Genomic DNA, 23,571 nt, shown 5'->3' on the forward strand with positions numbered 1-23,571 from the left:
AAATGGGTAATGTCAGGGTCGAGATCATCACTCCCGTATTCAATCGCTGCGAAGACACACTGAGGTGCCTCCGCAGTATTGCCAATTGTGATCTCGAGGGCATAGATGCTCACATGATAATTGTTGACGATGGGTCTACCGACGCTACGGCAGAACGCGTTAAAGAGGCATTTCCGGACGTGGAGATCGTTAGGGGCGACGGAACGCTTTGGTACACCGGCGGCACCAATCTTGGCCTTGAATCGGCCCTACGGCATAACCCGGACTATATCCTCGCAATCAACAATGATCAAGTATTTGACGGAAATTGCATTCGACGAATGGTGGAATGTGCGGAGCGGTATCCTCGGTCCGTGGTAGGCTCTCTGCTGTGTGAGTGGGATGTACCGCACAAGATCTTTCAGGTCTCGCCGCGTTGGGAACTGATGTCGGGTGGGTATCGACATTGGTTCAGGCAAACGGTCTGGACCGTGCCGCAGAAACCCTGGGAGGTTGAGATCATTGTCGGCAACTGCGTCTTGTACCCTGCTCAGGCAGTTCGCGAAGTAGGTTTGATGAACGCTTTGAGATTTCCTCAATATGGGGATGCGGAATACACTCCGAGGATGAAGCGACGGGGCTGGAAACTGATAATTGAACCGCGCGCAAGGGTCTTTTGTAAACCAAACGATGAGGTTAGCGGATTTCGCGGATTGAGTCTTAGATCCAAGATGACGCATCTATTTTTGAAAACGACGGGGCCATATAGCCTAAAGCGTAGATTTAATATGACAATGGCCGGAGCTCCCAATACGCTTTACGGGCTAATGGCCCTCCCGATCTTTTTCATACGACTATTTATCGGCCGTAATGCGGAAGGCTCGTGGGCTCTGACTCAGCAAGAACCGCCGCTCGCCGAGACATTTGCCTCCGCAGTTCTCGATGACTAAACCGAAAACTCAGTTGATCTTTCTCTGGAACTACGTCGAATGGGGCGGAGCTCAGATATTCCTGCTCGCAATTATGAAGGAGGCGAAGAAGAATTACGATATTCTCGTCGTCCTGCCTCGAAACTCAATGCCGACGATCCTCATTTTTCTCGATGATCTTGGTATCAAATACACGTTTTTAGACATTGCAATACAGGTTGCCGAAGCTCCGGGGATCGGCGACAAGATCCGCCGGCAATGGCGACGCATCCACGCCGAGGCGGTTAGCTTCAAGTATCTGATGAGATTTGATCTAAAAAGTGCGATCCTCCACATCGAAACCGCTCCCTGGCAATCGTGGATGCTGCTGACCGCACTTGCATTGAGGCGGGCAAACGTCTTTGTGACGATGCATAATTTTATGCCGCGGTCTTCAAAAATGAGGGAAATGCTATGGCGCGTGCGCCTCCAGTTTGTCTCCAGACTGCCTAAATTCCACATTGTCGCGTCAAATCAGGATACAAAGGATAAGTTGAAGGGCTGGGTTGAGGAAGATTTCTGGGAAAAAATGGTTGTAGCCCATACTGCGGTCAACCCGCCTGAGATCGAAGCAGCACTGAGATCTGAATTCGACAAGAGTGAGACGCGGGAACGCTTCGGGATACGCCCGGATAAATTTGTCGTGCTTTGCGTCGGCCAGTTTATTGATCGAAAGGGCCGTTGGGTATTTCTTGAGGCCGCCAAACGTGTTGTGGAAATGGCTCCGAATGTCGCGTTTGTCTGGTTGACACCAAAGCTCCCGGATCAAGCAGAAACCGCACGGATCAACGACTTTGGTCTCGGTGAGGCTTTTCGGGTGATCCTTTCTGAGAGTGTCGGTACGGCGCGCGAAGACGTTTTGCGATTCTTCCGTATTGCGGATGTTTTTGCACTGCCGAGCTTTGTTGAGGGCCTGCCTATTGCGTTGTTAGAGGCAATGGCGTTGAATATTCCGAGTATCTCGACCCGCGTCTACGCGATACCTGAGGCGGTAAAGGATATGGATACCGGCATCCTGATCGAGGCGGGCGACAGCGAAGCACTGGCAGGTGCGATACTAAAGCTTAAGAATGACCCCGAACTAGCAGATCGGCTGGCGGACAACGGCCGTCGCATCGTCCTCGAACAATTTGATGAGCGTGCAGTCGCCCGCAAGGTCATCGACAACTACGAAACATCGTTGAAAGGGAAATGAGCAGCGAAATCAAGCGCCAAAATGTCGGCAGTGTTGTGCGAAACGTGATCTACGGTTCGATGACGTGGCTATTGCCGCTTGGACTGAGCTTCGCGGCGACGCCGATAATAGTTAAGTCGCTTGGAAACAATGATTACGGCATTTACGCCCTCGTCCTTGGTTTTATTGGTTACTCATTCACTTTCAGCCTCGGGCGGCCGATAACCAAATATATTGCGGAGTACCGTGTCTCTGGCGAAAGCGAAAAGATCCGCGAAGTGATATCGGCGAGTTTGTTCTTAAACTTCGTTTTCGGGATTTTCGCGGTAGCCGTAATTTGCGGCCTCGCGAATTGGCTGGTGCATTCGGTATTTCGGATCGAAGAGGCAGCTCAAGAGCGTACGATCCACGCTTTTTATATAGCTTCGGCGATCATCTTTATGTCGATGCTCAATCAGGTGTTGGGCTCTGTCATACAAGGCGTTCAGCGATTTGATGTCTATTCCAAGGTAACCACTGCGAGCAGCTTTTCGCTTATTGCCGGCAATTTGTTGCTGGCTTACTTCGGCTTTGGGTTGACGGCCCTTTTGTATTGGAATCTAGGTACTTTGACATTGTTTTGCCTTGTACTCGCGGTCGCGGCCAAACGCCTCTTGCCCGAATTTGGCTTGAGCATTCGATTTTCGCGTTCGACCTTGAAAATGGTTTTGGGCTACAGCACGTGGAATATTGTCTATCAATTATTTGCAAATGTACTACTTTTATTCGAACGAGGTTGGATAACGCAGCGTCTTGGCGCCGACGAATTAACACATTATGTAGTGCCGATGGCTCTCGCAATGCAGCTACAGGCCTTTATTTCGAGCCTGGTACTGGTGATATTTCCGCTCGCGAGCGAGCTAAAGGATGAAAACGACAAACTTTTGGCACTCTACCTAAAGGCGACTAAGGCCATCAGCTTTATCGTGGTCTTTGCCGTTGCGAGTGCGGTCGTGCAAAGCAGAGTATTTCTCGAACTATGGATGGGTACCGAGTTCGCAGCAAGGTCATCGACAATCATGATCACGCAAATGGCGTGTTTTGGCCTGATCTCTATAATGTCGATAGCGTGGCAGATGACCGAGGGGCTCGGACACCCGCGCTTCAATGCTTTTTCGATCGCGCTCAGCACGACTATTGGTGTCACTCTGATGATCGTTTTCATCGGAGAATACGGGGCAGTTGGTGTTGCGGTCGCACGATTCACCGGATTTGTTGTCGTGTCACTCTCGGTTTTTTATGTTGAGAAGTGGTTTTTCGGTCGTATTCAAACTAGGTTTTGGCTTCGTTTGACCGGAAGTTTGGGATTTGCCGCAATTGTCGCCGTGGCAATAGAATACGGAATAAGCACGGCTCTTCCGGAAAAATGGCCCGCATTGGTCTTGTCAGTCGCGGCAGGCGGCATTGCGTATTGTATCGTGCTTTGGTTTTTGGAATTTATATCGGCGGATGAGAAACTGCTAGTTAAACGTTTGGTCGGGCGGTAGACGAGTCGGATAAGAGATGAAACTGGTTCAGCGAGTCGAATTTATTAAGCACGCGTGTGCCGGCAAAAATGTGTTGCATTTAGGCTGCACCAATTGGCCGTATACTCAGGACGCGATCGACAACAATATGCTGCTCCACTATGATCTGGCGGCTACCGCGACCTCTCTTTACGGTTTTGACTACGACCAGGAAGGTCTGGACCTGTTAGGGGCGGCCGGAACTGAAAACCTGTTTAGGGCGGACCTTGAGAACCTCAATGACGTTGCTCTCGACAAAACTTTTGACGTGATCGTTGCCGGTGAGATGGTCGAGCATCTTAATAATCCGGGGCTCTTTCTGCAAGGGATCCGCCGGTTTATGAATGCCGATACTAAACTGTTGATCACTACGATCAACGCTTATTCGGCTTTACGGTTCGCCATTTATGGTCTACGAGGCAAAGGAGGTTTGAATGAACCCGTGCACCCCGACCACGTAGCATATTATTCTTATAAAACGTTGACGCTGCTAATCGAACGGGCTAGCCTCAAGGTTTCAGAATTTTGTTTTTACGATATCGGTAGCGATCATCGAAAATTTCAGCCTTGGTATTACAATCTGATCAACGACATCAGTGTCAGCATCTCGCCGCAACTTAGTGACGGTGTCATAGCGGTTTGCGGGCTCGGAAATACCGAGCAGACTTAATAGATTATGACCCCGGAGGAAATTAAGGACCAAACTAATTGCTCGACCTCACCGGCTTCGATGGCGGCTCCCGGCACGCACGAGGCGGTCTACGAAATGGTCGGACGATATTTGCCAACAGGTTCACTTGTTGCGGACCTGGCAGCAGGTGAGGGCGCATTTTCGATCAAATTGCGCGAGCTCGGGCAAAATGTCATCGCGGTTGACGCGTCAAGTGACCATTGGAAGGTTTCGGATATCGAGCATCGCGTGATCGATCTCGACACCGAGTTTGCGGCAAACCTCGCAGGCAACGAAGGCAGATTTGATGCCGTTGTCGCGATCGAGATCATCGAACACCTTGAAAATCCGTTCAGCTTTGTCCGCGAATGTGCCAAACTATTGCGGCCCGGCGGGATGCTGTTTGTCACTACGCCAAATGTTGAAGCCGTACATTCGCGTTTGATATTTTTATATACCGGGCGATTGAACGCCTTTGGTGCTTACGAAACGGTTCGCCCGGCTCATATTACGCCGATCTTTAAGTGGAAGCTTGATATGATATTGGGCGAGGCAAAGTTTGAGACCGTCGAAGAGGTATTTACGCCACAAGCATTTGCAGCCGGTACTAACCTAAAGGTCAAGCTGACCGTCAGGTTTGCCAAGTTGCTAGAACGATTCGTAAAAGGTTCGAAAGGCGACGCCGGACGCATAATCGCCGCACGATTGAACGATAGATAATGTCATCACAAAGAATAGACAATCTGGGGCTCCAACCCTCAGGACGAGGCAACAAACTGATCCCGATCTTATTGATCTGGGGCGTGGCGTTGTTGCTGCTTGTGACATTTGTCTGGTATGAAAACGGCCTCAGTGATTCGATCAAAGGGTTTTATTTGGTCCCGTGGATCTTATTCGCGGGCATCGCAGTGCTGGCACCAACCGCGTGGCTGACCTACAAGGGCAAGTTCGATCCGTTTCATCCACTGATCTTTGCTGCGTGGTCATATGTGTTTCCGGCGTTTGTACTGGGCGGAGTTATTATTGCGTTCGATTGGGTCAACCCGTTCTTTATGTCTTTCATCGATGACCCGAAAAGCCAGCTTCCTCTCAGTTTGGTCTACGTCGGCGTTGGCTTCATCGGATTGACGGTTGGTTTTGCTCTACCGATCGGACGCTATATCGCTGAGAAATGTGAACCGCGGTTACCTAATTGGGACTGGGAGGCAAATCAAGTATGGGTTCCGGGAATTATACTTCTTTTTGCCGGGATCGGCGTAAACTTGGTCGGCTTTGTTCAGGGAATTATGGGATTCCAACGACTGACCGAAGTCGGAATATTTGATGCCTCGCTCTACTTCCTGTTGACGCTGCTTTCCGAAGGCACAATGCTTTTGTGGCTGGCAGTTTTCAGCACTAAAGAAAAGAAGGGGATCTACTACCTCGTTTTTGCGTTGTTGCTGTTGATGCTCCCGCTCCGAATGGCACTGCTCGGAAGTCGGAGCAGTCTGCTGATCAGTATCTTTCCGATCGCGATGGCATTTCAATATTCCGGCCGCAAATTGAAATGGCAATACACGGCAGTGCTTGGTGTCGTTCTACTATTTGCGGTCGCGATCGGTGTAACTTACGGGACATCATTTCGAAACATCAAGGGCTCAGAGTCGAGAATGGACGCTGGCGATTATATAGGTCAGATCGGAGCTACTATCGATTATTTATCGAACGAAGACCCCGAGATCCTGCTCAGGAACAGTGCTCAGGCGTTGGCCGATCGTGTTGAAAACCTCAGTTCTTTGGCAGTGGTCGTTGCAAACTACGAACGCCTTGCTCCATATGAAGAGAGCTACGGCCTTGAAAATAACATCATTAATGACACACTGACTTCATTTATCCCTAGAGTTGTCTGGAACGATAAACCGCCGACCTCGGACGCTCGGGCATATAGTGATCTATATTTCAATTACGGTGAAAACTCGTTTGCTATCTCGCCGTTCGGTGATCTGGTAAGAAACTTTGGACCAGTCGGTGTGCCCTTGGGGATGCTTCTATTGGGGATCTATTTGCGTGTGATCCACGCCGGCTTGATCGATACGCCACATCCGGCATTATGGAAGAAAGTCGCATATTTTCCGCTTTTGACACTTGTATCCTATGAGGCATTCTACGCCACGATCTTTCCGTCGATCGTTCGAACGGTGTTTATACTTGCGGTGAGTTTGTTTTTGGTAAATTTGATCGCGAAACAGATCAGGAAGAGTAGGGCATAATGGACGATAACGAAAGTGTTTGGGAATATTTTGGCGAGAATGACCCTTATTTTGGGGTTAATACCATCGCTGAAATGCGGTCGGACAAACTGGACGACGTTGCCCGCAACGTATTCTTCAAAAGCGGCGAAGATTACATTGACCGTATCTGGAACGAGATCGAGGACAATTTCGAACGTGGATTCAAGCCTGATCGTGCTCTCGATTTTGGATGTGGCGTTGCCCGGATCACGTTACCGATCGCCAAGCGAAGTGGGGCGGTCGTAGGCGTCGACATTTCGACCGGGATGTTGGAACTTGCGCGCAAGAACGCTGCTGAATTCAATATTGAAAACACGACATTCATAAAGGGCGACGACGAACTCTCGAACGTTCCGGGCAAATTCGATCTCGTCCATTCATTTGTAGTTTTCCAACATATCGAACCGAAAAAGGGTGAGCGAATATTCACCCGAATAGTTGAAATGCTTGATGAGGGCGGGATCGGCGTACTCCACGTCGAATATGCCAACACGGTCTCGACACCGATCCAGAAACTGCGGTTTTGGGCATATCGTGATCTGCCTCTTGTTTACAGATTTCGCAATTTATTGCTCGGAAAGCGTAAGGAACCGCTTATTCCAATGTACCTTTACGATCTAAACCGCCTGTTACTGATCCTACAGCAAAATGATTGTCACAAGGTGCAAGTCCGTTTTAGCAAACACGGAGTCGATGGAGTAGTACTCATTTTTAAGAAAGAAAAGTCCGAATTGTATTAGGAACTCACTCTGATGCAGAATATGCCAAAAGTTGTCTTTACCAATGGATGCTTCGACATCATTCACCCGGGCCACGTTGACCTTTTGCGCCGAGCCCGAGAGCTTGGTGATAAGTTGATCGTCGGAATAAACAGCGATGCTTCAGTTCGAAGGATAAAGGGTGATGGCCGGCCATTTATGGATCAGGAATCACGCCGGGCGGTGTTGCTCGGGCTCGATTCAGTCGATGAGGTAGTCGTGTTTGACGAATCGACACCGGCGGAGATCGTAAAGCGTATAATGCCGGATGTGCTGGTAAAAGGCGGTGATTGGGCTCCGGATGAGATCATTGGGGCAGATATTGTTAACGCCAATGGCGGGGAAGTTCATTCTCTCCCGTTGGCCGGCGGATATTCGTCAAGCTCGATAGTTGAATCAATTCGGCTTGAACGACCGGAGGCTGATATAGTCGATCCGATCGACAATATTGGCCGTTCGCTGCAAGAACATTTGGAGTTGTTCGAAGACATTCTACGCTCCCAAACCGCTGTCATTCGTGAATGTGCGGAACTGCTTTTCCAGACATTCGCCGCCGGGAAAAAGGTTTTGGTTTGCGGAAACGGCGGAAGCGCCGCCGATGCCCAGCACATTGCCGCCGAGTTTGTCGGGAGATATGAGACGGAGCGAATCGCACTGCCGTCGATCGCACTTACGACCGATACTTCGGCCTTGACAGCGATCTCAAACGATTACGGATTTGAAAGCGTATTCTCAAGGCAAGTTGAAGCCCTCGCTGTCGAAGGTGATTGTCTGATCGCGATCACGACCAGTGGAAATTCGCCAAATGTTATCGCCGCCGTGCTTGCCGCCCGCGGTCGCGGCTGTACGGTGATCGGTCTGACCGGAAAGAACGGGAAAAAGCTCGCAGGGCTCTCGGACGCGTGTGTGCTGGTCCCATCCACTCGAACGGCGCGAATACAGGAAGCACATATAACAATTAGCCATATCTGGTGTGAGGCCGTAGACCGTGCCTATGCCGAACGTGAGTCGACGGGAGAATAATTCTGGATCTGAAAGACGTAAAAATAATGGTCGTCGGTGATCTGATGCTGGATCGCTATTGGTGGGGTTCGGTCGAACGTATCTCGCCGGAGGCTCCGGTGCCGATCGTCAAACTACAGAGGACGAGCGCCGCCGCGGGTGGCGCCGCCAACGTTGCCGCAAATATCGCTGGATTGGGCAGTAGGGCCGTGTTGATCGGTGTTACCGGATCGGACACTGAAGGCAATTTGTTGCGAAACGTCCTTGCCGAGATTCCAAATGTTGAACTGCGGGCGATAGCACTCGAATCACGTCCGACCACCGTTAAAACTAGAATAATCGCTCACAGTCAACAGGTAACGCGGCTTGATCACGAAGATTCGGCTCCGATCTCCGGCGGCGAGGAAGCGGCCGTTCTCGAACAGATACTGGGACTTATCGACGCAGTAGATGTACTCGTAGTTTCGGACTATGCCAAGGGCTTGCTTACAGATAACGTTCTCAACGGCTTGATCGCGTCCGCACGTCTAAAAGGGAAATTGGTCTTTATCGATCCGAAAGGTAAGGATTATTCGAAATACCGCGGAGCGACGATGGTCACGCCAAACCATCACGAAGCGGCAGACGCCTGCGGCCTCAGCTTCGACGACCCCGAACTTGTCGCCCACGCCGGTCGCCGTTTGATCAAAGAGCTGGAACTTGAAGCTTCGCTGATCACCGAAGGGGCAAATGGAATGACACTTTTTGAGTCAAACGGTCCAAGCACCCATCTCAACGCGCGTGCCAGAAAGGTATTTGACGTCACGGGTGCCGGCGATACCGTCATCGCAACTCTCGCTGTAGCAGCTGCAGCCGGAAATTCGTTGGCCGATTCGGCGCAATTGGCGAATATCGCTGCCGGTATTGCAGTCGGACAGGTCGGAACCGCCATCGTTTCAAGCAATGAGGTACTCGCCGCTTATAATTTGCTCGTCAATTGAGTTTAGGCAGGGTAAGCTCCGAATATGATGACCCGAATCTTGTTTGTCGAACGAAAGCGATCCCATTTCGTGAGCCTCGAAAATGTTTTTCGACAGATAGCACGCGGACTCGATAGCGAGGAGTTTGAAACGGAGTTTCAGCAGGTATCGTTCTCAAATGATCTGCTGAGTATGATCAAGAATCTACTTCTATTCAGACCGAAAGCGGCGGACATATTTCACATCACCGGACACATACACTACATCACTATGCTGCTACCGCCTGCATGCACCGTTTTGACGATCCACGATGTCGCATTTCTGTATACTCGGAGCGGAATCAGGCGATTTGTTCTGAAGAAATTGCTACTTGATTGGCCATTGAAGAGACTCAGATATGTCACGGTGATCTCACAATTTACGAAAGACGAGATCGTTCGGCAAACGGCAGTCGATCCACGAAAGATCACTGTAATTGAAAACCCATTAGGCGAGCATCTTAAGCCGCGGCCGAAAATGGAATTCAACGCTGAGTGTCCGACCATTTTACAGATCGGAACGATGGACAACAAGAATATTCCGCGGCTCGCGGAATCACTCGCGGGTGTCACCTGCAAGTTGCGTGTGATCGGGCCGATGACCGATCACCAGATCGAGTGTCTTAATAATCACGGCGTTGACTATGAAAATTTGTCCGGACTGGACGACAACCAGATGGTAGAGGAATATCAAAAGGCGGATATGCTTGTCTTTTGTTCGACCTACGAGGGCTTTGGCCTTCCTATCATCGAGGCTCAACGAATGGGAACGCCCGTGATAACCAGCAATTTGAGCCCTATGAAAGAGGTCGCGGGTGACGGTGCATTACTCGTCGATCCGACTGATAGCGACAGTATTCGAGATGGAATCATCACGCTGATCGAAAATGCTGGATTGCGATCGTCGCTTGTAATAAAGGGGACTGCAAACGTGAATAGATTTGATGCCGAGACGATTTCAGGACAGTTTGCCGAATATTACCGCCGAGTACGCAACTAACTCGATGTTAGCCCGCCTTTCAGGTAACATCTCTTAATAGGATACATTAATTACGTGGCACTATTGTTCTGATGAAACAGGACTTAGTTGCATTATTGGGAATACGGGAGCTTTATGAGAATTCTTATTTTTGGGGCCGGCGGAATGCTTGGCCACAAGTTGATCCAACAGCTTTCGCCGAAATTTGATACCTGGGGGACGATCCGCGGCGATTACTCATCAGTTGAGCGATACAACATTTTCGACAAAGAAAGGATAGTTGAAAGCGTTGACGTCGAAAACGCCGAATCGGTCGAAAATGCGATCAGTCGGGTACATCCAAATGTTGTTATCAACGCCGTCGGTGTGATCAAGCAGCTCCCGACATCCAATGACGTCGTCAAGACCTTGATGACCAACGCGATATTTCCGCATCGCGTCGCCACACTCACCGGCAAATATGGCTTTAGATTGATTACCGTTAGCACCGACTGTGTATTCGATGGCGCAAAAGGCGGATATACTGACGGCGACGTTTCAAATGCAACTGATCTATACGGCAAAAGCAAGTCGCTTGGCGAGGTCAACCTCGAAAACTGCCTGACGATCCGCACATCGATAATTGGTCGTGAGCTTGGGACACAACATAGTCTGGTCGAATGGATTCTATCGAACCGGGGAAAGCAGATCAAGGGTTTCACAAATGCAATATATAGCGGCTTTCCAACGATCATCTTTGCCGATATAATTGCAAATTTGATCGTAAACCAGACGAATTTGACCGGTATATATAATGTTGCGTCTGAACCGATCAATAAGTTTGATCTGGTTAGCCTTATAAATAAACAGTATAACGCTGGTATTGAGGTGATCCCGGACGGCGAATTGAAGATCGACCGTAGCCTCGACGCTACGCGATTTAATCAACTTACGGGGTTTCGGCCTCAACCGTGGAGTGAGATGATCTGGAAAATGGCATCGGACACAACGCCATACGACAATTGGAAATAATGAACGAACTTGAAGGAAAACGAATTCTTGTCACCGGCGGAACCGGTTCGCTCGGCCAAACGCTGGTAAAGCGCATCTTGTCCGGCGAAATGGGAAAGCCCGCCTCGATCACGGTCTTTTCGCGAGACGAAGCCAAGCAGCATTATATGCGGCTCGATTTCTTGGATCAAAACGCCGCTACAGATGACATCATCTACCAAAACTCTCAGGACCTCTTAAAATTTCGGATCGGTGATGTTCGCGATTATTCGGCCTTGCTGGCGGCAATGCGTGAATCAGACGTCGTTTTTCACGCAGCGGCATTAAAACAAGTGCCGTCGTGTGAATATTTCCCTTACGAAGCCGTTCTGACGAATATCGGCGGAGCCGGCAACATTGTCCGCGCAATTCGTGAAAATGACTTACCGACGACCAAGATCATCGGTATTTCAACCGATAAGGCGTGCAAACCGATCAACGTGATGGGTATGACCAAAGCCTTGCAGGAACGCGTCCTGCTCGAGGCCAATCGTGACTCCAAGGTTTCGATCAGTTGCGTCAGATACGGGAACGTCATCGCTTCGCGCGGGTCTATCATCCCGCTTTTCGTCGAACAGATCGAAAAGGGACAGACCGTTACTGTCACTTTACCGGAAATGACAAGATTCCTGCTCAGTCTCGATCGCGCGGTAGACACCGTTTTCGAAGCCATACGAAGTCAGAGGCGTGGTGCCACTTTTGTCCCAAAGGTTCCGGCGGCACTGATCACCGATGTTGCCAAAGCCTTGATGGGCGACAAAAATGTGCCGATCAAATTTACCGGCATCAGGCCCGGCGAAAAGATACACGAGATAATGGTCTCTGAAGAAGAGTGCTTCCGAACCATCGACGAAAATGGTTACTATGTGATCCTGCCGGTTCTGCCCGAGATCCGAAATGATCATAACCTTACGCCGGCGTTAACCAGCGAATATTCATCGAAAGACGACACGATATCGGTAGACGATCTAAAGATGCTGCTCGGCGGAGCCAGTACCGAGATCGACAGATTTATCAACGGCGACAAATAGCAACCCGCGCAAAAAAAGTTTATGAAGGTAATGACCATTTTCGGCACCCGTCCGGAGATCATCAGGCTCAGTCTGGTGATGAAGGTGCTAGACCAACATTGTGACCACGTCACCGTGCATACCGGGCAGAACTACCACGAATCACTCAGCGATATATTTATTCGTGACCTCGGCGTCCGCACTCCGGACGAACATCTCGGTATCAGGTCGGCGTCGTTTGCCGAACAGATCGGGCAGATCGTGTCAAAGTGTGACGAGGCTATTGAGCGGCACGCTCCGGATCGCATCCTGATACTGGGCGATACGAACAGCGCTCTGTCAGCGATCACTGCAGCGCGTCGTCAAATTCCTGTTTTTCATATGGAAGCAGGGAATCGCTGCTACGACGATCGTGTTCCCGAAGAGGTCAATCGCCGGATAATCGACCATTCGAGTGCGGTATTGCTACCGTACACTGAACGTAGCAAAGAAAATCTCGTTCGCGAAGGCATTGAGCGCGACAGGATATTTGTCACCGGGAATCCAATAAAGGAAGTTTTAGACTTTTTCTCGCCGCAGATCGAGGAGAGTGAGATCCTCAAGACCTTGAATGTAAGGCCGTTCGACTACTTTTTGGTGACGCTCCACCGAGCGGAGAATGTAGATATTCACGAGCGATTGGTTGGAATATTTAAGGCGTTTACTGCCATCAGTGAAAAATTTGGAAAAGAGATATTGATCAGCGTGCATCCGCGAACGGCGGAAAAGATCAACCAGTTCGGCATTGCTCCGGGTTCCAGTAAGGTCAGACTGCTTGATGCATTCGGATTTTTCGACTTTGTGAAGTTGGAAAAGAACTCTTTGGCCGTAATGACCGATAGCGGCACAGTGCAGGAAGAATGTGCGATATTCGGCATTCCAAATGTCACACTCCGTGACGTGACCGAGCGGCCCGAAACGATCGAGTGCGGTAGCAATATTCTTAGTGGCGCAGATCCGGACACTATCGTCCGGGCGGTCGAATTGGCGATGTCGCAACCGGCGTCGTGGACCGCACCGCGCGAGTATTTGGCTGAAAACGTGTCTCAAGTGGTAAGCAAGATAATGCTCGGATATTCGAGTCTCCGGCGACATCGATAGATCGACAAAATACGTTCCCCCCAGCTAATGAAGAAGATACTGGTCTTTTGCGATTACTATCGTCCGAGCCTCAACGCCGGCGGCGGTATGTGGACGGTCGCAAATCTGGTCGATAGATTTTGCGACCGTTATGAGTTTCATATTGTCACGCGTAACTACGACAGCCCCGGCGACACGACGCCGTACACGAGCGTTAATACCGGCGAATGGAATGATCTCGGCAATGCAAAGGTCTATTATGCTGCGAGCAGCGACCTGACATCTGCAAAGTGTGCGGCACTGGCCAACGATATTCGTCCGGATGTAGTTTATCTGAATTCTGTTTTCAGCACTCCGGTCGTGAAATTTCTGATCGCACGCCAAAAGCATCTGACTCCGGACGTCGCCGTCATACTTGCTCCGTGTGGCGAACTATCTGAAGGTGCTTTGCAAAGCAAGAGCCTAAAGAAGAAACTCTACCTTACCTATGCAAAGTCCAAAGGGCTTTATCAGAACGTAATGTGGAAGGCTACGACCGAGCTTGAGGCAAATGAGATCAAGCGAGTATTTGGATCGCACCTTAGTCCGATGCTCGCTCCGGACCTGACCCCTTTAACGATCTTGCCCGAGTTTGACGTTGCCCAAAAGCCTTCGAAACGGCACGGTGCGGCACATTTCATATTTCTTTCCCGGATCGTCCCGAAAAAAAACCTTGCATATATTTTGCGAGTGTTCGGTCAGGTAAAGGTGGGCGAAATCGTCTTGGACATTGTGGGCCCGATCGAGGACAAAACATATTGGAGAGAGTGCAAAAGGTTGATCAAGATGCTGCCATCGAACGTGACCGTGAATGTCGTTGGCGGGATAGATTATGCAACAGGACTCCGGAAACTGGTCGAGAGTCACTTTTTTGTGCTGCCGACCCTTAATGAGAATTTTGGATACGTCTTTATTGAGAGCCTTGCCGCCGGGACACCGATCTTGATCAGTGACCAAACGGTTTGGGGAGCCGTAGCGGACGAAAAAGCCGGATGGGTCATCAGCCTCGCCGAAGAGGATCGATGGCTCGATACTATAAATGAGTGTTTAGATATGAATCAATCCGAGTTTAGCCAGACTTCAAATCGGGCGAGGTCATTCGCTGTCAATTGGTTGGCAAATAGCGAGTATGAGAATGCGACGGCGAAAGTGCTCGATTCGGCGATCCATACAAATTCAGTTACCTAGATGAATGGTCAATCCGACATTTCAACTAAGTCCGAGAGCGTGGCCGTTCGCCCGACGCTATGGGTCGTAAGTGAATTGTACTATCCGGAAGAAACCTCGACCGGCTACTATATGACCCGAATCGCCGAAGGACTGACGGATACCTTTACGGTTAAGGCTCTATGTGGGCAGCCGAATTACTCGTCCCGCGGAACCAAAGCCCCGAAACACGAATTTCGCCGAGACGTTGAGGTCTTTAGAGCGGCGGGAACTACGCTCAACAAAAACATTATATTGTTTCGATTGATCAATATGATGACGCTCAGCCTGTCTACGTTTTTAAAGGGAATGATCAGGTTCAAGTCCCGAGATCAAGTCCTGGTCGTTACGACCCCGCCGTCGCTGCCGTTCGTAGTTGCCCTCGCCGCACTTATAAAAGGGGCGACGTACACACTCGTAATTCACGACAACTATCCCGAGATCTTGTTTGCGGTCGGCAAAATGCGTGAAGATTCCGCATTTGCGACGATACTGAACTTCAGCAATCGCTGGCTCTACAAACACGCTCGTAAGCTGATCGCTGTTGGCCGCGATATGGAGAAATTGCTTGAGCGGAAATCCGAAGGCTTAGATATTCCGGTTGCGGTAATTCCGAATTGGGCCGAACTCGAGGCCGTGCATCCGGAACCACGCGGATCGAACCAATTGCTCAAGGAGCTAGGAATTGAGGATAAATTCGTATTCCTCTATGCCGGCAATATGGGACACCCGAACGATGTCGAGTCAATCATCGAAAGTGCCCGCCGGCTGAAGGACAGGCCGGAAATTCATTTTGTGTTTTTAGGTACGGGCGTTAAAGAAAGCTGGATCAGGTCGGCTGTCGAGGAGCACGGGTTGGCAAATGTGGATGTTATCAGTCCAAAACCGAGGTCCGAACAGGTCGTATTCCTCAATGCGTGTGACGTCGCACTCGTATCGCTGGTTGATAAAATGCTTGGAGTATCGATGCCGAGCAGGACGTACAATATCCTTGCGGCCGGTAAACCAATGCTCGCTCTGACCGATCCTGACAGCGAACTCGCAATGGTGATAGATGAGGATCGGGCGGGTTGGCACGTAAGGCCGGGAAATGTCGATGAACTCACTTCGACAATAGTTGAGATATACGAGTCTCGGGCGAAATTGCCGTCCTTCGGCGAGCGTGCCCGGACATCTGCATTAAATAAATATTCGCTTGATGCGGCGATCAAGATGTATCGTCGCGAGCTTGGAATGTAGGATCACAAAGTGCTGGAATTGACGCTTTTTTTCGGATGTTTTCTGGTGACATATTTTGGGGTCCGGGCATTTCGCGCGTGGACACTAAGACGCGGCGTGCTTGACCACCCTAACGAACGCAGCTCACACACGGACCCGACGCCCCGCGGAGGCGGTCTGGTGGTCGCTGTCGTCGTATTGGCCGCTTATGTGATCGCTGCCGGTCTCGTGGGATTCGAGATCTCTTGGGGGTTTCTCGCAGGCTCAGTCATCGTGGTCGCAATCAGTTGGTTGGACGACATTTACTCGGTCTCCTTCATTTGGCGATTGTTAGCCCATTCTGTTGCGGCTATCTGTCTTTTGTTGGATTTGGGCTACTTGTCGACGATCGTGATGTATGACACTACAACACCATTGAGTATCGGCATAATCGGTGCCGTTGTCTCGTTTGTATGGATAATTTGGCTGATCAACGCTTATAACTTTATGGATGGTATCGACGGTATCGCCGGTACTCAGGCAGTTGCGGCGGCGATAGGCTGGCTGCTTGCGGGATTGGCAAACGGTTCGCCGGCGACGATGGTGCTTGGCGGATCTGTCCTCTTCGCGGCATTGGCGTTTCTACTTCACAATTGGTCACCGGCACGGATATTTATGGGCGATGCCGGAAGTGCGTTCCTCGGGTTCACATTTGCATCCTTACCGTTTATTTTCCGGGGAAGTCTGACATCGGATTCTGGAATTTCAGCGACTATCGGTGTGTTATTTGTCTGGATGTTTGTTTTCGACTCGGTCTTTACACTTATTCGGCGGATCCTGAATGGTGAAAAGATATGGACGGCACACCGCCAACACTTATACCAAAGGCTGGTGATCTCGGGATATTCGCACCAAAAGACCACGTTGATCTACGGTACGTTCTCATTGCCGATCGCGATCCTAGCCGGACTGTCGGCCGGAGAAGATACGAGAGTGCCGATATATGTGCCGATCATTGCCGCGGTCGGTTGCTCAATAGTCTTACTGGTCATTTGTCAGAGCCGAAAATGCCTTTTCGGGGGAACCGAACAAAATGCTTGAATATAATTTTACATTTGAGTCGTTCGGCGTTCGCGTCACCGTCGAAAGCAACCGGCAAACGGTCGTCGATCGCGTTCGCGATATTGCAAACTATGCGTTACTTGGCCGCTTGACCGAGATCGACCCGTTGCTTGCAGAACATCGATTGCAGATCATCGAGATCGACAACATTTATCGAGCTGCTCTCGGAGACGAAGATTTTGGCGACAATCCCGATCTCAATTCGCTGCTTAAGTACATCGGCTCACGGATCCGAATACTTGTTGCCGAGTACACTCGAGAATTCGTATTTGTACACGCCGGGGTCGTTGAGTGGAATGGGAAGGCGATCGTTTTGCCCGGACAGAGCTTTAGCGGAAAAACTACGCTTGTCGCCGAACTCGTCAAACTAGGAGCAACTTATTTCTCCGATGAGTACGCACTATTTGATGAAGACGGCAACGTACACCCGTTTCCGAGACCCTTGGCTATCAGGGATAGCTTCGATTCCGCCATCCGCGAAGACGTCAATGTCGAAGCACTCGGCGGCGTCCCGGCGACCCGATCTGCACGCGTCGGAATGATGTTTTTTGGCAAATATCGCAGTAAAGCTCGTTGGAAACCAATTTTTATCAGTCCCGGTGTCGGAATTATTGAATTAATTACGCATACTATTCCGATGAGAGTAAATAGTGAGTTTGCGATCAAGGCCCTGACCAATGCCGTTCGCGGCGCCAAGATCGCTAAGTCCGCAAGGGGCGAGGCGGATATTAGTGCAGAAAAACTTTTACATTTCGTTGACATTAACAACAACTAATGTACAATTATCAGGTCGCTCTGGTGTTTTTTTACTTTGGAGGAGAAGATGAATAATTCGCAGAAACCAGTAGCCCGAAATTCTGGACTTGTAGTCCAGGAAATGCCGGGTGAGGTATTGGTTTATGATATGGATAGCAACAAGGCTCACTGTTTGAATGAAACAGCGGCGCTAGTATGGCGATCTTGTGACGGTGTGAACACTGTCGAAGACATCGTCAAGTCGTTTGAGCAAAATGGTGGAACGAAAGTTTCCGAGGATTTTGTATGGCTTGCTATCGATCAACTTAATTCCAACGGATTATTGGTCGGAGCGATCGATTCGAAGTTTGCGGGCCAAACGCGTCGAGATGTTCTGAAAAAGATCGGCTTTGCGTCCGTCGTCGCCCTACCGGTGATTGCATCGCTCGTCGCCCCCCAGAGTGTTTTGGCGTTTACATCGTGCACGTGTAGCTCAAAGCCCAATTGTGTAGCTCAGCCTACGTGTCCTCAAGGCAACTGCACTGGAAATACTTGCGTCGCGTAATAGTTCCGAGTCTGGAAGCAAACAAAATTTTGGCGGACAAAGGACAATGTCTCCTTTGTCCGCTTTATTTATGATTGACCTCCCGGTTCCCAGATTTGACTCCGATCTCGAGGAAGATCCCTGTAAATGGGGATTGCTCCAAAATGCCGCTCAACGCAAAATTGCGGCATTGGTAATCGAAACGTTCCTACAAAACGGCATTAAACCCATCATCATCAAAGGCATTGCGGTAGCCCGCTATTACCCTGAAGGTCAATGGCGAAAGTTCACGGATATAGATCTCGCAGTGTCCAGTAGTGATTTTGGTCGTGCTGATGCGGTCAAGATCGAAGCCTCGAATAGCTTTCAACCCGTTGACCTGCATTGCGAACTTCGGCATCTTGACACTGTCCACTGGGCCGATCTCTTTGAGCACTCCACAGTTGAGAACATCGAAGGAACCAATATTCGCTTCCTGTGCCCGGAAGACCACCTTCGGGTCATCTGTGCACACTGGCTCACCGATGGCGGAGCGTATAAGCATCGACTTTGGGATATCTACTGGTCGGTACAAAATAGACCGAAAGACTTCGATTGGGAACGATGCCTGAATATTGTTAGCCCGAATAGACGTAAGTGGGTCATATATACGATCGGACTGGCAAATAGATATCTCGACCTCAGGATCAACGATCTGCCGTTTGCCGATGAAGCACGTGAGATCCCCCAATGGCTGATCCGCAGTCTGGAAAGGGAATGGCGGAGCACGACACGCCTCCAACCGCTTGTACTGTTTACGCGTGACCCGTTCGGACTTTTCAGGCAAATATTGAAGCGTTTGCCGCCAAATGCCATACAAGCGACGATCGATATGGACGGTAGTCTCGACGCTCGGACTCGTTTACACTATCAAATTGGTGATATTTACACGCGCTTTGTACGTGCGGTGAGGCTCCGCTTTCACCGTTGACGATAGCTTTATGGTCCAAGGTTCACAGAATATGCTAGCCATCGAATCCGCCATCGGCGGCGGAAGTATTGCTCTGTACTCCAATGGAGAGCGGATTGACGGGATGATCGGCTCGACCGCGATGTCACGGGCCGAAGATCTACTCCCCAATATTGATCTGCTCTTAAAACGTAACGCGCTGTCGATTTCGGATGTCAATGAAATCGTGGTATCTAATGGGCCGGGGAGTTTCACGGGGATCAGGATCGGGCTTGCAACAGCGATGGGTTTGGCCGCCGCCGGAAAGCTCAGGCTACGCCGAGTTTCGGCACTCGAGGCGATTGCGTGGATCGACGGTCCTCAAGGTGAATTTTCCGTAGTATTGCCCGTCGGGCGAGAAACGGTTTGCATACAGACGTTTGTTAGGTCGAATGACGGTCTGACTAGCGTCACGGGCCCGGAACCATTGGGCATCGCAGAACTCATCGAAACAACAAATGACGACGTTATTCTTTTAGTTCACCCGTTGGTCCAGAATATGCTGCCGAAAGGGAACTCAGACAAGCTATTTCGCATAGAAAGTGATATTTCTAACTATCTGGCGCAGGCGGCGACCAAACACCCGATCCGCGAATCAAACGAACCGCTTTTTGTCGGCAAACGCAAATAGTAGATAATTGGCTTAATGGCTCAATCGCTGATACGCCCGATCGACACCTCGCACATTGCCGACCTGATCTCAATCGCAAATGAGACCAACCTGAACCATTGGTCCGCTACCGGTTATCTTGACGAATTAAAAAACCCGCTTTCGATAATGCTCAGGCTTGCTGATGACGAAAATCAAACTATTGGTTTTATTGTCGGGCGCATCGTCGCTGCGAGCGATAATGACACCTCAGTTGACGGCGAGATCTATAACATTGGTGTCCGCGAGTCGCGTCACGGTCACGGATTCGGGCAGATGCTTTTAGATTCATTCACCGCCAAATGCCGGGAACACGTAGCTCGTTCTATCTGGCTCGAGGTTCGGTGCTCCAACTCGCGGGCCATCCGGCTTTACGCTAGAAACGGTTTTGAAAATGTTTCCATCCGCACTGATCTGTATTCTGATCCGCGCGAAGACGGCATTTTAATGCGTCGTATGCTGTGAGAACAAAAGTGGATCGTTTAATCTACCGTTCGCTTGATAATCCCCATAACTTTCGGCTAATATTAGGTTACACCCGTTATGAAAATAACAAGTTTTCGGCGACGGGTGGATATCATTGAAAAGTGAGGAAAAAAACGCCATGGACATGTCAATAGCTGATCCGGTTAGAGACGAATTGATCAAGAGCAATTCGGCATTTAGAGAACTGGTGCATCAGCACGAAGATTACGAAAAACGTTTAGTTGAATTAGCCCATCTTACATATCCCAATGACGACGAGCAGTTAGAAGAGGTAACCCTCAAGAAAAAGAAGTTATTGATCAAAGACGAGATCTACGCGATTTTGAATGAGCATATTACATCTCACTAGGTGAGTGACCCGCTTTATTGAATTTTTTTTTGATGGCCCGGATGCTACATTCCCGGGCCATTTTGCTTTACCGTTGGGCATCCGCCGACTGCATAGCCGTAGATTATGCCCCCCGTTGACACTACTATCCTATTCGAGTCAATAACCGCCGAATCGATAACGCTTTCACCGTCGGTGAATGGTATTTGACCGGCAATGCGGCCGTTTTTCGTATTTATCAGCACGATATTTCCATCGCCCAACGGTTGCACGAGCAAAAGGTCCTGACCGACCATTCGCAATGCTGACACGCGGCCCGCAACGCGGCGTTTCCAGAGGCGGGCACCGTTGTAAGGTGCGAATGCGTAGACGAAATTATCATTTGACGAGGTGATGATCTGGTGGTCCGCGACCAGAATATCCGAAATGGCTCCACCACTCTTAAATTGCCAAATTATTTTTGAGCTTGTGCCGTCTAGCCGAACCAAAATGCCGCGATCGTTGCCGTAATACAGCTCATCATCTCCGTTCGACCGGAGTGCCGTGATTGCAAAATCTGAACGCCCGCGAACCATCGGAGTTTGGCTACCCTCGATCGATATTATCTCCCGTTCATTGGTCGCTCCGATCGTGTTTACCCCAAGGACAGACGTACCCAATCTTACCGGCGAAATCAACTTTCGGCTTGACGTAACTGTTCCATCAGAACTTGATACGACCCAAAGACTTCCGCTATCCGAGAGTGCGACTATGCCCGTCTTGGTTATCGCAAGTCGGTGATCACCGTCCGCGCCAAGAGATCGTTGCCAGCGGGTGATACCCGAGTTTGCACTAATTGCGATCAGATCAGCTTCGGGCTCCGCACCTTTTGCTCCGCCGGCACGACGGACAAAGTACACGCTGACTCCATCTGACACGAGATCAGACACGACCGTACCGCCCACGTCATTTGACCAGAGCAATTTTCCGGAGTCTCCCGCGATCGCTTCGACAACTGAGCCTTCGCGTATAGAAAATATGGTTTCGCCGAATACCCGCAGATTCGACAGACTGTCAGAACCCGCACTATGTTCCCAGCATTTCTGAACCTGGACCTCACCATCCGAGGCACGCTGTGTGAAAACGGTACTTGTCGTGACAAAAAACACACAAAACAACAAGCGGACCATCGGCCCGCGTAGCTTCGTGAGGAATTTTAATTTACCGCTTGTCATTAACCCCGGTGTCCATCGAGCGACATACCTTGCCGAAGAGAAAAGAGGATTTTATCACAGCACAAAGGCCGTGTTATATTGATGACTGTTCTAAACATTTAGTTCGAATAAATTACACAAAACGCGAGGATACATCCATGTCATTTAACAAGATCATTATCGTCGGCAACTTAGGCCGCGATCCGGAATTGCGGTACACCCCACAGGGAGCGGCGGTTTGCAGTTTTACAATGGCCACCAACGAAAAGCGACGCGACAAGTCGGGCGAGCTTCAGGACATTACGACATGGTTCAAGATCACGCTCTGGCGTCAGCAAGCTGAGAATGCCGCGAAATATCTGACCAAAGGCTCACCTGTTTATATCGAAGGGCGGTTAAAGATCGAAGAATGGACTGACCGCGACAACAATAAGCGATATACGCTGGATGTTCAGGCTACCGATATGCAGTTCATTGGCTCCCGCGGCGAAGGCGGCGGTGGTGGCGAATACAGCGGCGGACACGACGACCACGACTCCGGCTATACGGGTGGCTCCTCGGCTCCATCTAGCGGTGGAGGCGGTGGCAGTAGCAGTCCGACGCCACCCGTTTCGACGCCTGCGGCGGACGACGATATACCGTTTTAACCGGTAATAAAGATCGCGCATATTAAAAGGGCAAACAACGGATTTTAAGCCGTCGTTTGCCCTTTTTTAGGTATTTGGTTGGGATGGTCAGACTCTCAACAATTTAGTTAGACCCATTCACCCATTTGTCGAAATTTCTCGTATCTTTCCCGCACGAGTGTTTTGGGGTCTTTAGCGATCAATTCTGTAAGCGAGGCCGTTATCCGCCCTTTCAACGATTCAGCGATCTTGGTAAAAGCTTCGCCACGTTTATCATTGCTATCGTCGGTGATCGTCCACGAAACAGGTTCCGGAATGATCTCGTCGATGATATTAAATTGTTTCAGATTATCGGCCGTGAGCTTTAGGCCTTCGGCCGCATCCGGAGCTCTGCCCGCATCTTTCCAGAGGATCGCGGCGCATCCCTCAGGCGTGATGACCGAATACACGGCGTTCTCCATCATCAAGACCCGATCACCGATGCCGATCGCCAGAGCACCGCCGCTACCGCCTTCGCCAAGTACGACCACCACGATCGGCACCTTGATGGCTGCCATCTCCCGAAGGTTAAATGCGATCGCCTCCGCTTGGCCACGCTCTTCCGCGTCGATGCCCGGATATGCTCCGGGTGTATCGATGATAGTCACGATAGGACGACCAAATTTCTCAGCCATCCGCATTACCCGAAGGGCTTTGCGGTATCCCTCAGGCTTTGACATCGCAAAATTGCGATAACGCCGTTCTTTGATATCTCTACCTTTCTGTTGCCCGATCACCGCGACATCGATCCCGCTGATCTTGGCAAATCCCGTGACCATCGCCGGGTCGTCAGCAAACCGACGATCACCGTGTATCTCAACAAATTCAGAAAAGACCTCGCCAAATAGGTCCATCGCATACGGTCTGTCCGGATGCCTCGCAGTTTGCACACGCTCAAAAGCTGTTGTCGTCATAACTCT

At 50.2% G+C, this 23,571-nt stretch carries 25 protein-coding genes; 23 read left to right on the top strand and 2 right to left on the bottom strand.

Going from position 1 to position 23,571, the window contains the following annotated elements; genetic code table 11:
- Nucleotides 1-2 precede the first annotated feature (2 nt).
- The 22 genes from IPQ00_02005 (at nucleotide 3) to IPQ00_02110 (ending at nucleotide 20,814) form a co-directional block, all read left to right on the top strand.
- Complete coding sequence (locus IPQ00_02005) at nucleotides 3-929, top strand: glycosyltransferase family 2 protein (protein ID MBL0239338.1); 927 nt, start codon at nucleotides 3-5, stop codon at nucleotides 927-929.
- On the top strand, nucleotides 922-2,142 hold the full coding sequence (locus tag IPQ00_02010; protein ID MBL0239339.1) for a glycosyltransferase family 4 protein: 1,221 nt from the start codon (nucleotides 922-924) through the stop codon (nucleotides 2,140-2,142). The genes IPQ00_02005 and IPQ00_02010 overlap by 8 nt, the downstream gene beginning before the upstream one ends.
- Nucleotides 2,139-3,647, top strand: coding sequence for a polysaccharide biosynthesis protein (locus tag IPQ00_02015; GenBank protein MBL0239340.1), 1,509 nt, complete (start codon nucleotides 2,139-2,141; stop codon nucleotides 3,645-3,647). Before IPQ00_02010 ends, IPQ00_02015 begins: the two co-directional genes overlap by 4 nt.
- Nucleotides 3,648-3,663: 16 nt before the next feature.
- Nucleotides 3,664-4,335, top strand: coding sequence for a methyltransferase domain-containing protein (locus tag IPQ00_02020; protein MBL0239341.1), 672 nt, complete (start codon nucleotides 3,664-3,666; stop codon nucleotides 4,333-4,335).
- Between the two features lie 6 nt (nucleotides 4,336-4,341).
- Nucleotides 4,342-5,055, top strand: coding sequence for a methyltransferase domain-containing protein (locus IPQ00_02025; protein ID MBL0239342.1), 714 nt, complete (start codon nucleotides 4,342-4,344; stop codon nucleotides 5,053-5,055).
- Nucleotides 5,055-6,584 (top strand): hypothetical protein, encoded by a 1,530-nt coding sequence (locus IPQ00_02030; GenBank protein MBL0239343.1) that lies wholly within the window; start codon nucleotides 5,055-5,057, stop codon nucleotides 6,582-6,584. The genes IPQ00_02025 and IPQ00_02030 overlap by 1 nt, the downstream gene beginning before the upstream one ends.
- Entirely contained in the window at nucleotides 6,584-7,345 is a 762-nt protein-coding gene (locus IPQ00_02035; protein MBL0239344.1) for a class I SAM-dependent methyltransferase, read from the top strand. Before IPQ00_02030 ends, IPQ00_02035 begins: the two co-directional genes overlap by 1 nt.
- Before the next feature lie 12 nt (nucleotides 7,346-7,357).
- Nucleotides 7,358-8,386, top strand: coding sequence for an SIS domain-containing protein (locus IPQ00_02040; GenBank protein ID MBL0239345.1), 1,029 nt, complete (start codon nucleotides 7,358-7,360; stop codon nucleotides 8,384-8,386).
- Between the two features lie 26 nt (nucleotides 8,387-8,412).
- Nucleotides 8,413-9,345: a D-glycero-beta-D-manno-heptose-7-phosphate kinase gene (gene rfaE1 / locus IPQ00_02045; GenBank protein ID MBL0239346.1), complete on the top strand. Its 933-nt coding sequence runs from the start codon at nucleotides 8,413-8,415 to the stop codon at nucleotides 9,343-9,345.
- Nucleotides 9,346-9,369: 24 nt separating this feature from the next.
- Nucleotides 9,370-10,362: a glycosyltransferase family 4 protein gene (locus IPQ00_02050; GenBank protein MBL0239347.1), complete on the top strand. Its 993-nt coding sequence runs from the start codon at nucleotides 9,370-9,372 to the stop codon at nucleotides 10,360-10,362.
- A gap of 114 nt (nucleotides 10,363-10,476) precedes the next feature.
- Nucleotides 10,477-11,352: an SDR family oxidoreductase gene (locus tag IPQ00_02055; protein MBL0239348.1), complete on the top strand. Its 876-nt coding sequence runs from the start codon at nucleotides 10,477-10,479 to the stop codon at nucleotides 11,350-11,352.
- Nucleotides 11,352-12,401, top strand: coding sequence for a polysaccharide biosynthesis protein (locus IPQ00_02060; GenBank protein ID MBL0239349.1), 1,050 nt, complete (start codon nucleotides 11,352-11,354; stop codon nucleotides 12,399-12,401). The genes IPQ00_02055 and IPQ00_02060 overlap by 1 nt, the downstream gene beginning before the upstream one ends.
- A 21-nt stretch (nucleotides 12,402-12,422) precedes the next feature.
- Entirely contained in the window at nucleotides 12,423-13,520 is a 1,098-nt protein-coding gene (wecB, locus tag IPQ00_02065) for a UDP-N-acetylglucosamine 2-epimerase (non-hydrolyzing) (GenBank protein MBL0239350.1), read from the top strand.
- Between the two features lie 27 nt (nucleotides 13,521-13,547).
- Nucleotides 13,548-14,726, top strand: a complete 1,179-nt coding sequence (locus IPQ00_02070; protein ID MBL0239351.1) for a glycosyltransferase — start codon at nucleotides 13,548-13,550, stop codon at nucleotides 14,724-14,726.
- Nucleotides 14,727-15,983, top strand: coding sequence for a glycosyltransferase family 4 protein (locus tag IPQ00_02075; protein ID MBL0239352.1), 1,257 nt, complete (start codon nucleotides 14,727-14,729; stop codon nucleotides 15,981-15,983).
- A gap of 9 nt (nucleotides 15,984-15,992) precedes the next feature.
- On the top strand, nucleotides 15,993-17,042 hold the full coding sequence (locus IPQ00_02080; GenBank protein MBL0239353.1) for a glycosyltransferase family 4 protein: 1,050 nt from the start codon (nucleotides 15,993-15,995) through the stop codon (nucleotides 17,040-17,042).
- The gene (locus IPQ00_02085; protein ID MBL0239354.1) at nucleotides 17,035-17,838 is read left to right on the top strand and encodes a hypothetical protein; all 804 of its coding nucleotides are present in this window, start codon (nucleotides 17,035-17,037) and stop codon (nucleotides 17,836-17,838) included. Before IPQ00_02080 ends, IPQ00_02085 begins: the two co-directional genes overlap by 8 nt.
- 48 nt (nucleotides 17,839-17,886) lie before the next feature.
- Entirely contained in the window at nucleotides 17,887-18,363 is a 477-nt protein-coding gene (locus tag IPQ00_02090) for a PqqD family protein (protein ID MBL0239355.1), read from the top strand.
- A gap of 70 nt (nucleotides 18,364-18,433) precedes the next feature.
- The gene (locus IPQ00_02095) at nucleotides 18,434-19,312 is read left to right on the top strand and encodes a nucleotidyltransferase family protein (GenBank protein ID MBL0239356.1); all 879 of its coding nucleotides are present in this window, start codon (nucleotides 18,434-18,436) and stop codon (nucleotides 19,310-19,312) included.
- Between the two features lie 31 nt (nucleotides 19,313-19,343).
- Nucleotides 19,344-19,961, top strand: a complete 618-nt coding sequence (tsaB, locus tag IPQ00_02100) for a tRNA (adenosine(37)-N6)-threonylcarbamoyltransferase complex dimerization subunit type 1 TsaB (protein MBL0239357.1) — start codon at nucleotides 19,344-19,346, stop codon at nucleotides 19,959-19,961.
- Between the two features lie 15 nt (nucleotides 19,962-19,976).
- On the top strand, nucleotides 19,977-20,444 hold the full coding sequence (locus IPQ00_02105) for a GNAT family N-acetyltransferase (protein ID MBL0239358.1): 468 nt from the start codon (nucleotides 19,977-19,979) through the stop codon (nucleotides 20,442-20,444).
- Nucleotides 20,445-20,583: 139 nt separating this feature from the next.
- Nucleotides 20,584-20,814 carry a DUF465 domain-containing protein gene (locus IPQ00_02110; GenBank protein ID MBL0239359.1) on the top strand — a complete coding sequence of 77 codons (231 nt, stop codon included), beginning with the start codon at nucleotides 20,584-20,586 and terminating at the stop codon, nucleotides 20,812-20,814.
- Between the two features lie 44 nt (nucleotides 20,815-20,858).
- On the opposite strand, the gene IPQ00_02115 is transcribed toward IPQ00_02110, so the two are convergent.
- Nucleotides 20,859-22,007 (bottom strand): PQQ-binding-like beta-propeller repeat protein, encoded by a 1,149-nt coding sequence (locus IPQ00_02115; GenBank protein MBL0239360.1) that lies wholly within the window; start codon nucleotides 22,005-22,007, stop codon nucleotides 20,859-20,861.
- Nucleotides 22,008-22,144: 137 nt separating this feature from the next.
- Between IPQ00_02115 and IPQ00_02120 the strand changes: the two genes are divergently transcribed.
- Entirely contained in the window at nucleotides 22,145-22,633 is a 489-nt protein-coding gene (locus IPQ00_02120; protein ID MBL0239361.1) for a single-stranded DNA-binding protein, read from the top strand.
- A 107-nt stretch (nucleotides 22,634-22,740) separates the two neighbouring features.
- Here IPQ00_02120 and IPQ00_02125 read toward each other — a convergent pair whose 3' ends face one another.
- Nucleotides 22,741-23,565: an acetyl-CoA carboxylase carboxyltransferase subunit alpha gene (locus tag IPQ00_02125; protein MBL0239362.1), complete on the bottom strand. Its 825-nt coding sequence runs from the start codon at nucleotides 23,563-23,565 to the stop codon at nucleotides 22,741-22,743.
- Between the last annotated feature and the right edge of the window lie 6 nt (nucleotides 23,566-23,571).

Source organism: Chloracidobacterium sp., assembly GCA_016720705.1.
GTDB lineage: Bacteria > Acidobacteriota > Blastocatellia > Pyrinomonadales > Pyrinomonadaceae > OLB17.

What these genes read in the sequence shown, in the direction of transcription:
- IPQ00_02005 (MBL0239338.1), top strand. Translation starts at nt 3, where the DNA reads ATGGGTAATGTCAGGGTCGAGATCATCACTCCCGTATTCAATCGCTGC.
- IPQ00_02010 (MBL0239339.1), top strand. Translation starts at nt 922, where the DNA reads ATGACTAAACCGAAAACTCAGTTGATCTTTCTCTGGAACTACGTCGAA.
- IPQ00_02015 (MBL0239340.1), top strand. Translation starts at nt 2,139, where the DNA reads ATGAGCAGCGAAATCAAGCGCCAAAATGTCGGCAGTGTTGTGCGAAAC.
- IPQ00_02020 (MBL0239341.1), top strand. Translation starts at nt 3,664, where the DNA reads ATGAAACTGGTTCAGCGAGTCGAATTTATTAAGCACGCGTGTGCCGGC.
- IPQ00_02025 (MBL0239342.1), top strand. Translation starts at nt 4,342, where the DNA reads ATGACCCCGGAGGAAATTAAGGACCAAACTAATTGCTCGACCTCACCG.
- IPQ00_02030 (MBL0239343.1), top strand. Translation starts at nt 5,055, where the DNA reads ATGTCATCACAAAGAATAGACAATCTGGGGCTCCAACCCTCAGGACGA.
- IPQ00_02035 (MBL0239344.1), top strand. Translation starts at nt 6,584, where the DNA reads ATGGACGATAACGAAAGTGTTTGGGAATATTTTGGCGAGAATGACCCT.
- IPQ00_02040 (MBL0239345.1), top strand. Translation starts at nt 7,358, where the DNA reads ATGCAGAATATGCCAAAAGTTGTCTTTACCAATGGATGCTTCGACATC.
- rfaE1 (MBL0239346.1), top strand. Translation starts at nt 8,413, where the DNA reads ATGGTCGTCGGTGATCTGATGCTGGATCGCTATTGGTGGGGTTCGGTC.
- IPQ00_02050 (MBL0239347.1), top strand. Translation starts at nt 9,370, where the DNA reads ATGATGACCCGAATCTTGTTTGTCGAACGAAAGCGATCCCATTTCGTG.
- IPQ00_02055 (MBL0239348.1), top strand. Translation starts at nt 10,477, where the DNA reads ATGAGAATTCTTATTTTTGGGGCCGGCGGAATGCTTGGCCACAAGTTG.
- IPQ00_02060 (MBL0239349.1), top strand. Translation starts at nt 11,352, where the DNA reads ATGAACGAACTTGAAGGAAAACGAATTCTTGTCACCGGCGGAACCGGT.
- wecB (MBL0239350.1), top strand. Translation starts at nt 12,423, where the DNA reads ATGAAGGTAATGACCATTTTCGGCACCCGTCCGGAGATCATCAGGCTC.
- IPQ00_02070 (MBL0239351.1), top strand. Translation starts at nt 13,548, where the DNA reads ATGAAGAAGATACTGGTCTTTTGCGATTACTATCGTCCGAGCCTCAAC.
- IPQ00_02075 (MBL0239352.1), top strand. Translation starts at nt 14,727, where the DNA reads ATGAATGGTCAATCCGACATTTCAACTAAGTCCGAGAGCGTGGCCGTT.
- IPQ00_02085 (MBL0239354.1), top strand. Translation starts at nt 17,035, where the DNA reads ATGCTTGAATATAATTTTACATTTGAGTCGTTCGGCGTTCGCGTCACC.
- IPQ00_02090 (MBL0239355.1), top strand. Translation starts at nt 17,887, where the DNA reads ATGAATAATTCGCAGAAACCAGTAGCCCGAAATTCTGGACTTGTAGTC.
- IPQ00_02095 (MBL0239356.1), top strand. Translation starts at nt 18,434, where the DNA reads ATGATTGACCTCCCGGTTCCCAGATTTGACTCCGATCTCGAGGAAGAT.
- tsaB (MBL0239357.1), top strand. Translation starts at nt 19,344, where the DNA reads ATGCTAGCCATCGAATCCGCCATCGGCGGCGGAAGTATTGCTCTGTAC.
- IPQ00_02105 (MBL0239358.1), top strand. Translation starts at nt 19,977, where the DNA reads ATGGCTCAATCGCTGATACGCCCGATCGACACCTCGCACATTGCCGAC.
- IPQ00_02110 (MBL0239359.1), top strand. Translation starts at nt 20,584, where the DNA reads ATGGACATGTCAATAGCTGATCCGGTTAGAGACGAATTGATCAAGAGC.
- IPQ00_02115 (MBL0239360.1), bottom strand. Translation starts at nt 22,007, where the DNA reads ATGACAAGCGGTAAATTAAAATTCCTCACGAAGCTACGCGGGCCGATG.
- IPQ00_02120 (MBL0239361.1), top strand. Translation starts at nt 22,145, where the DNA reads ATGTCATTTAACAAGATCATTATCGTCGGCAACTTAGGCCGCGATCCG.
- IPQ00_02125 (MBL0239362.1), bottom strand. Translation starts at nt 23,565, where the DNA reads ATGACGACAACAGCTTTTGAGCGTGTGCAAACTGCGAGGCATCCGGAC.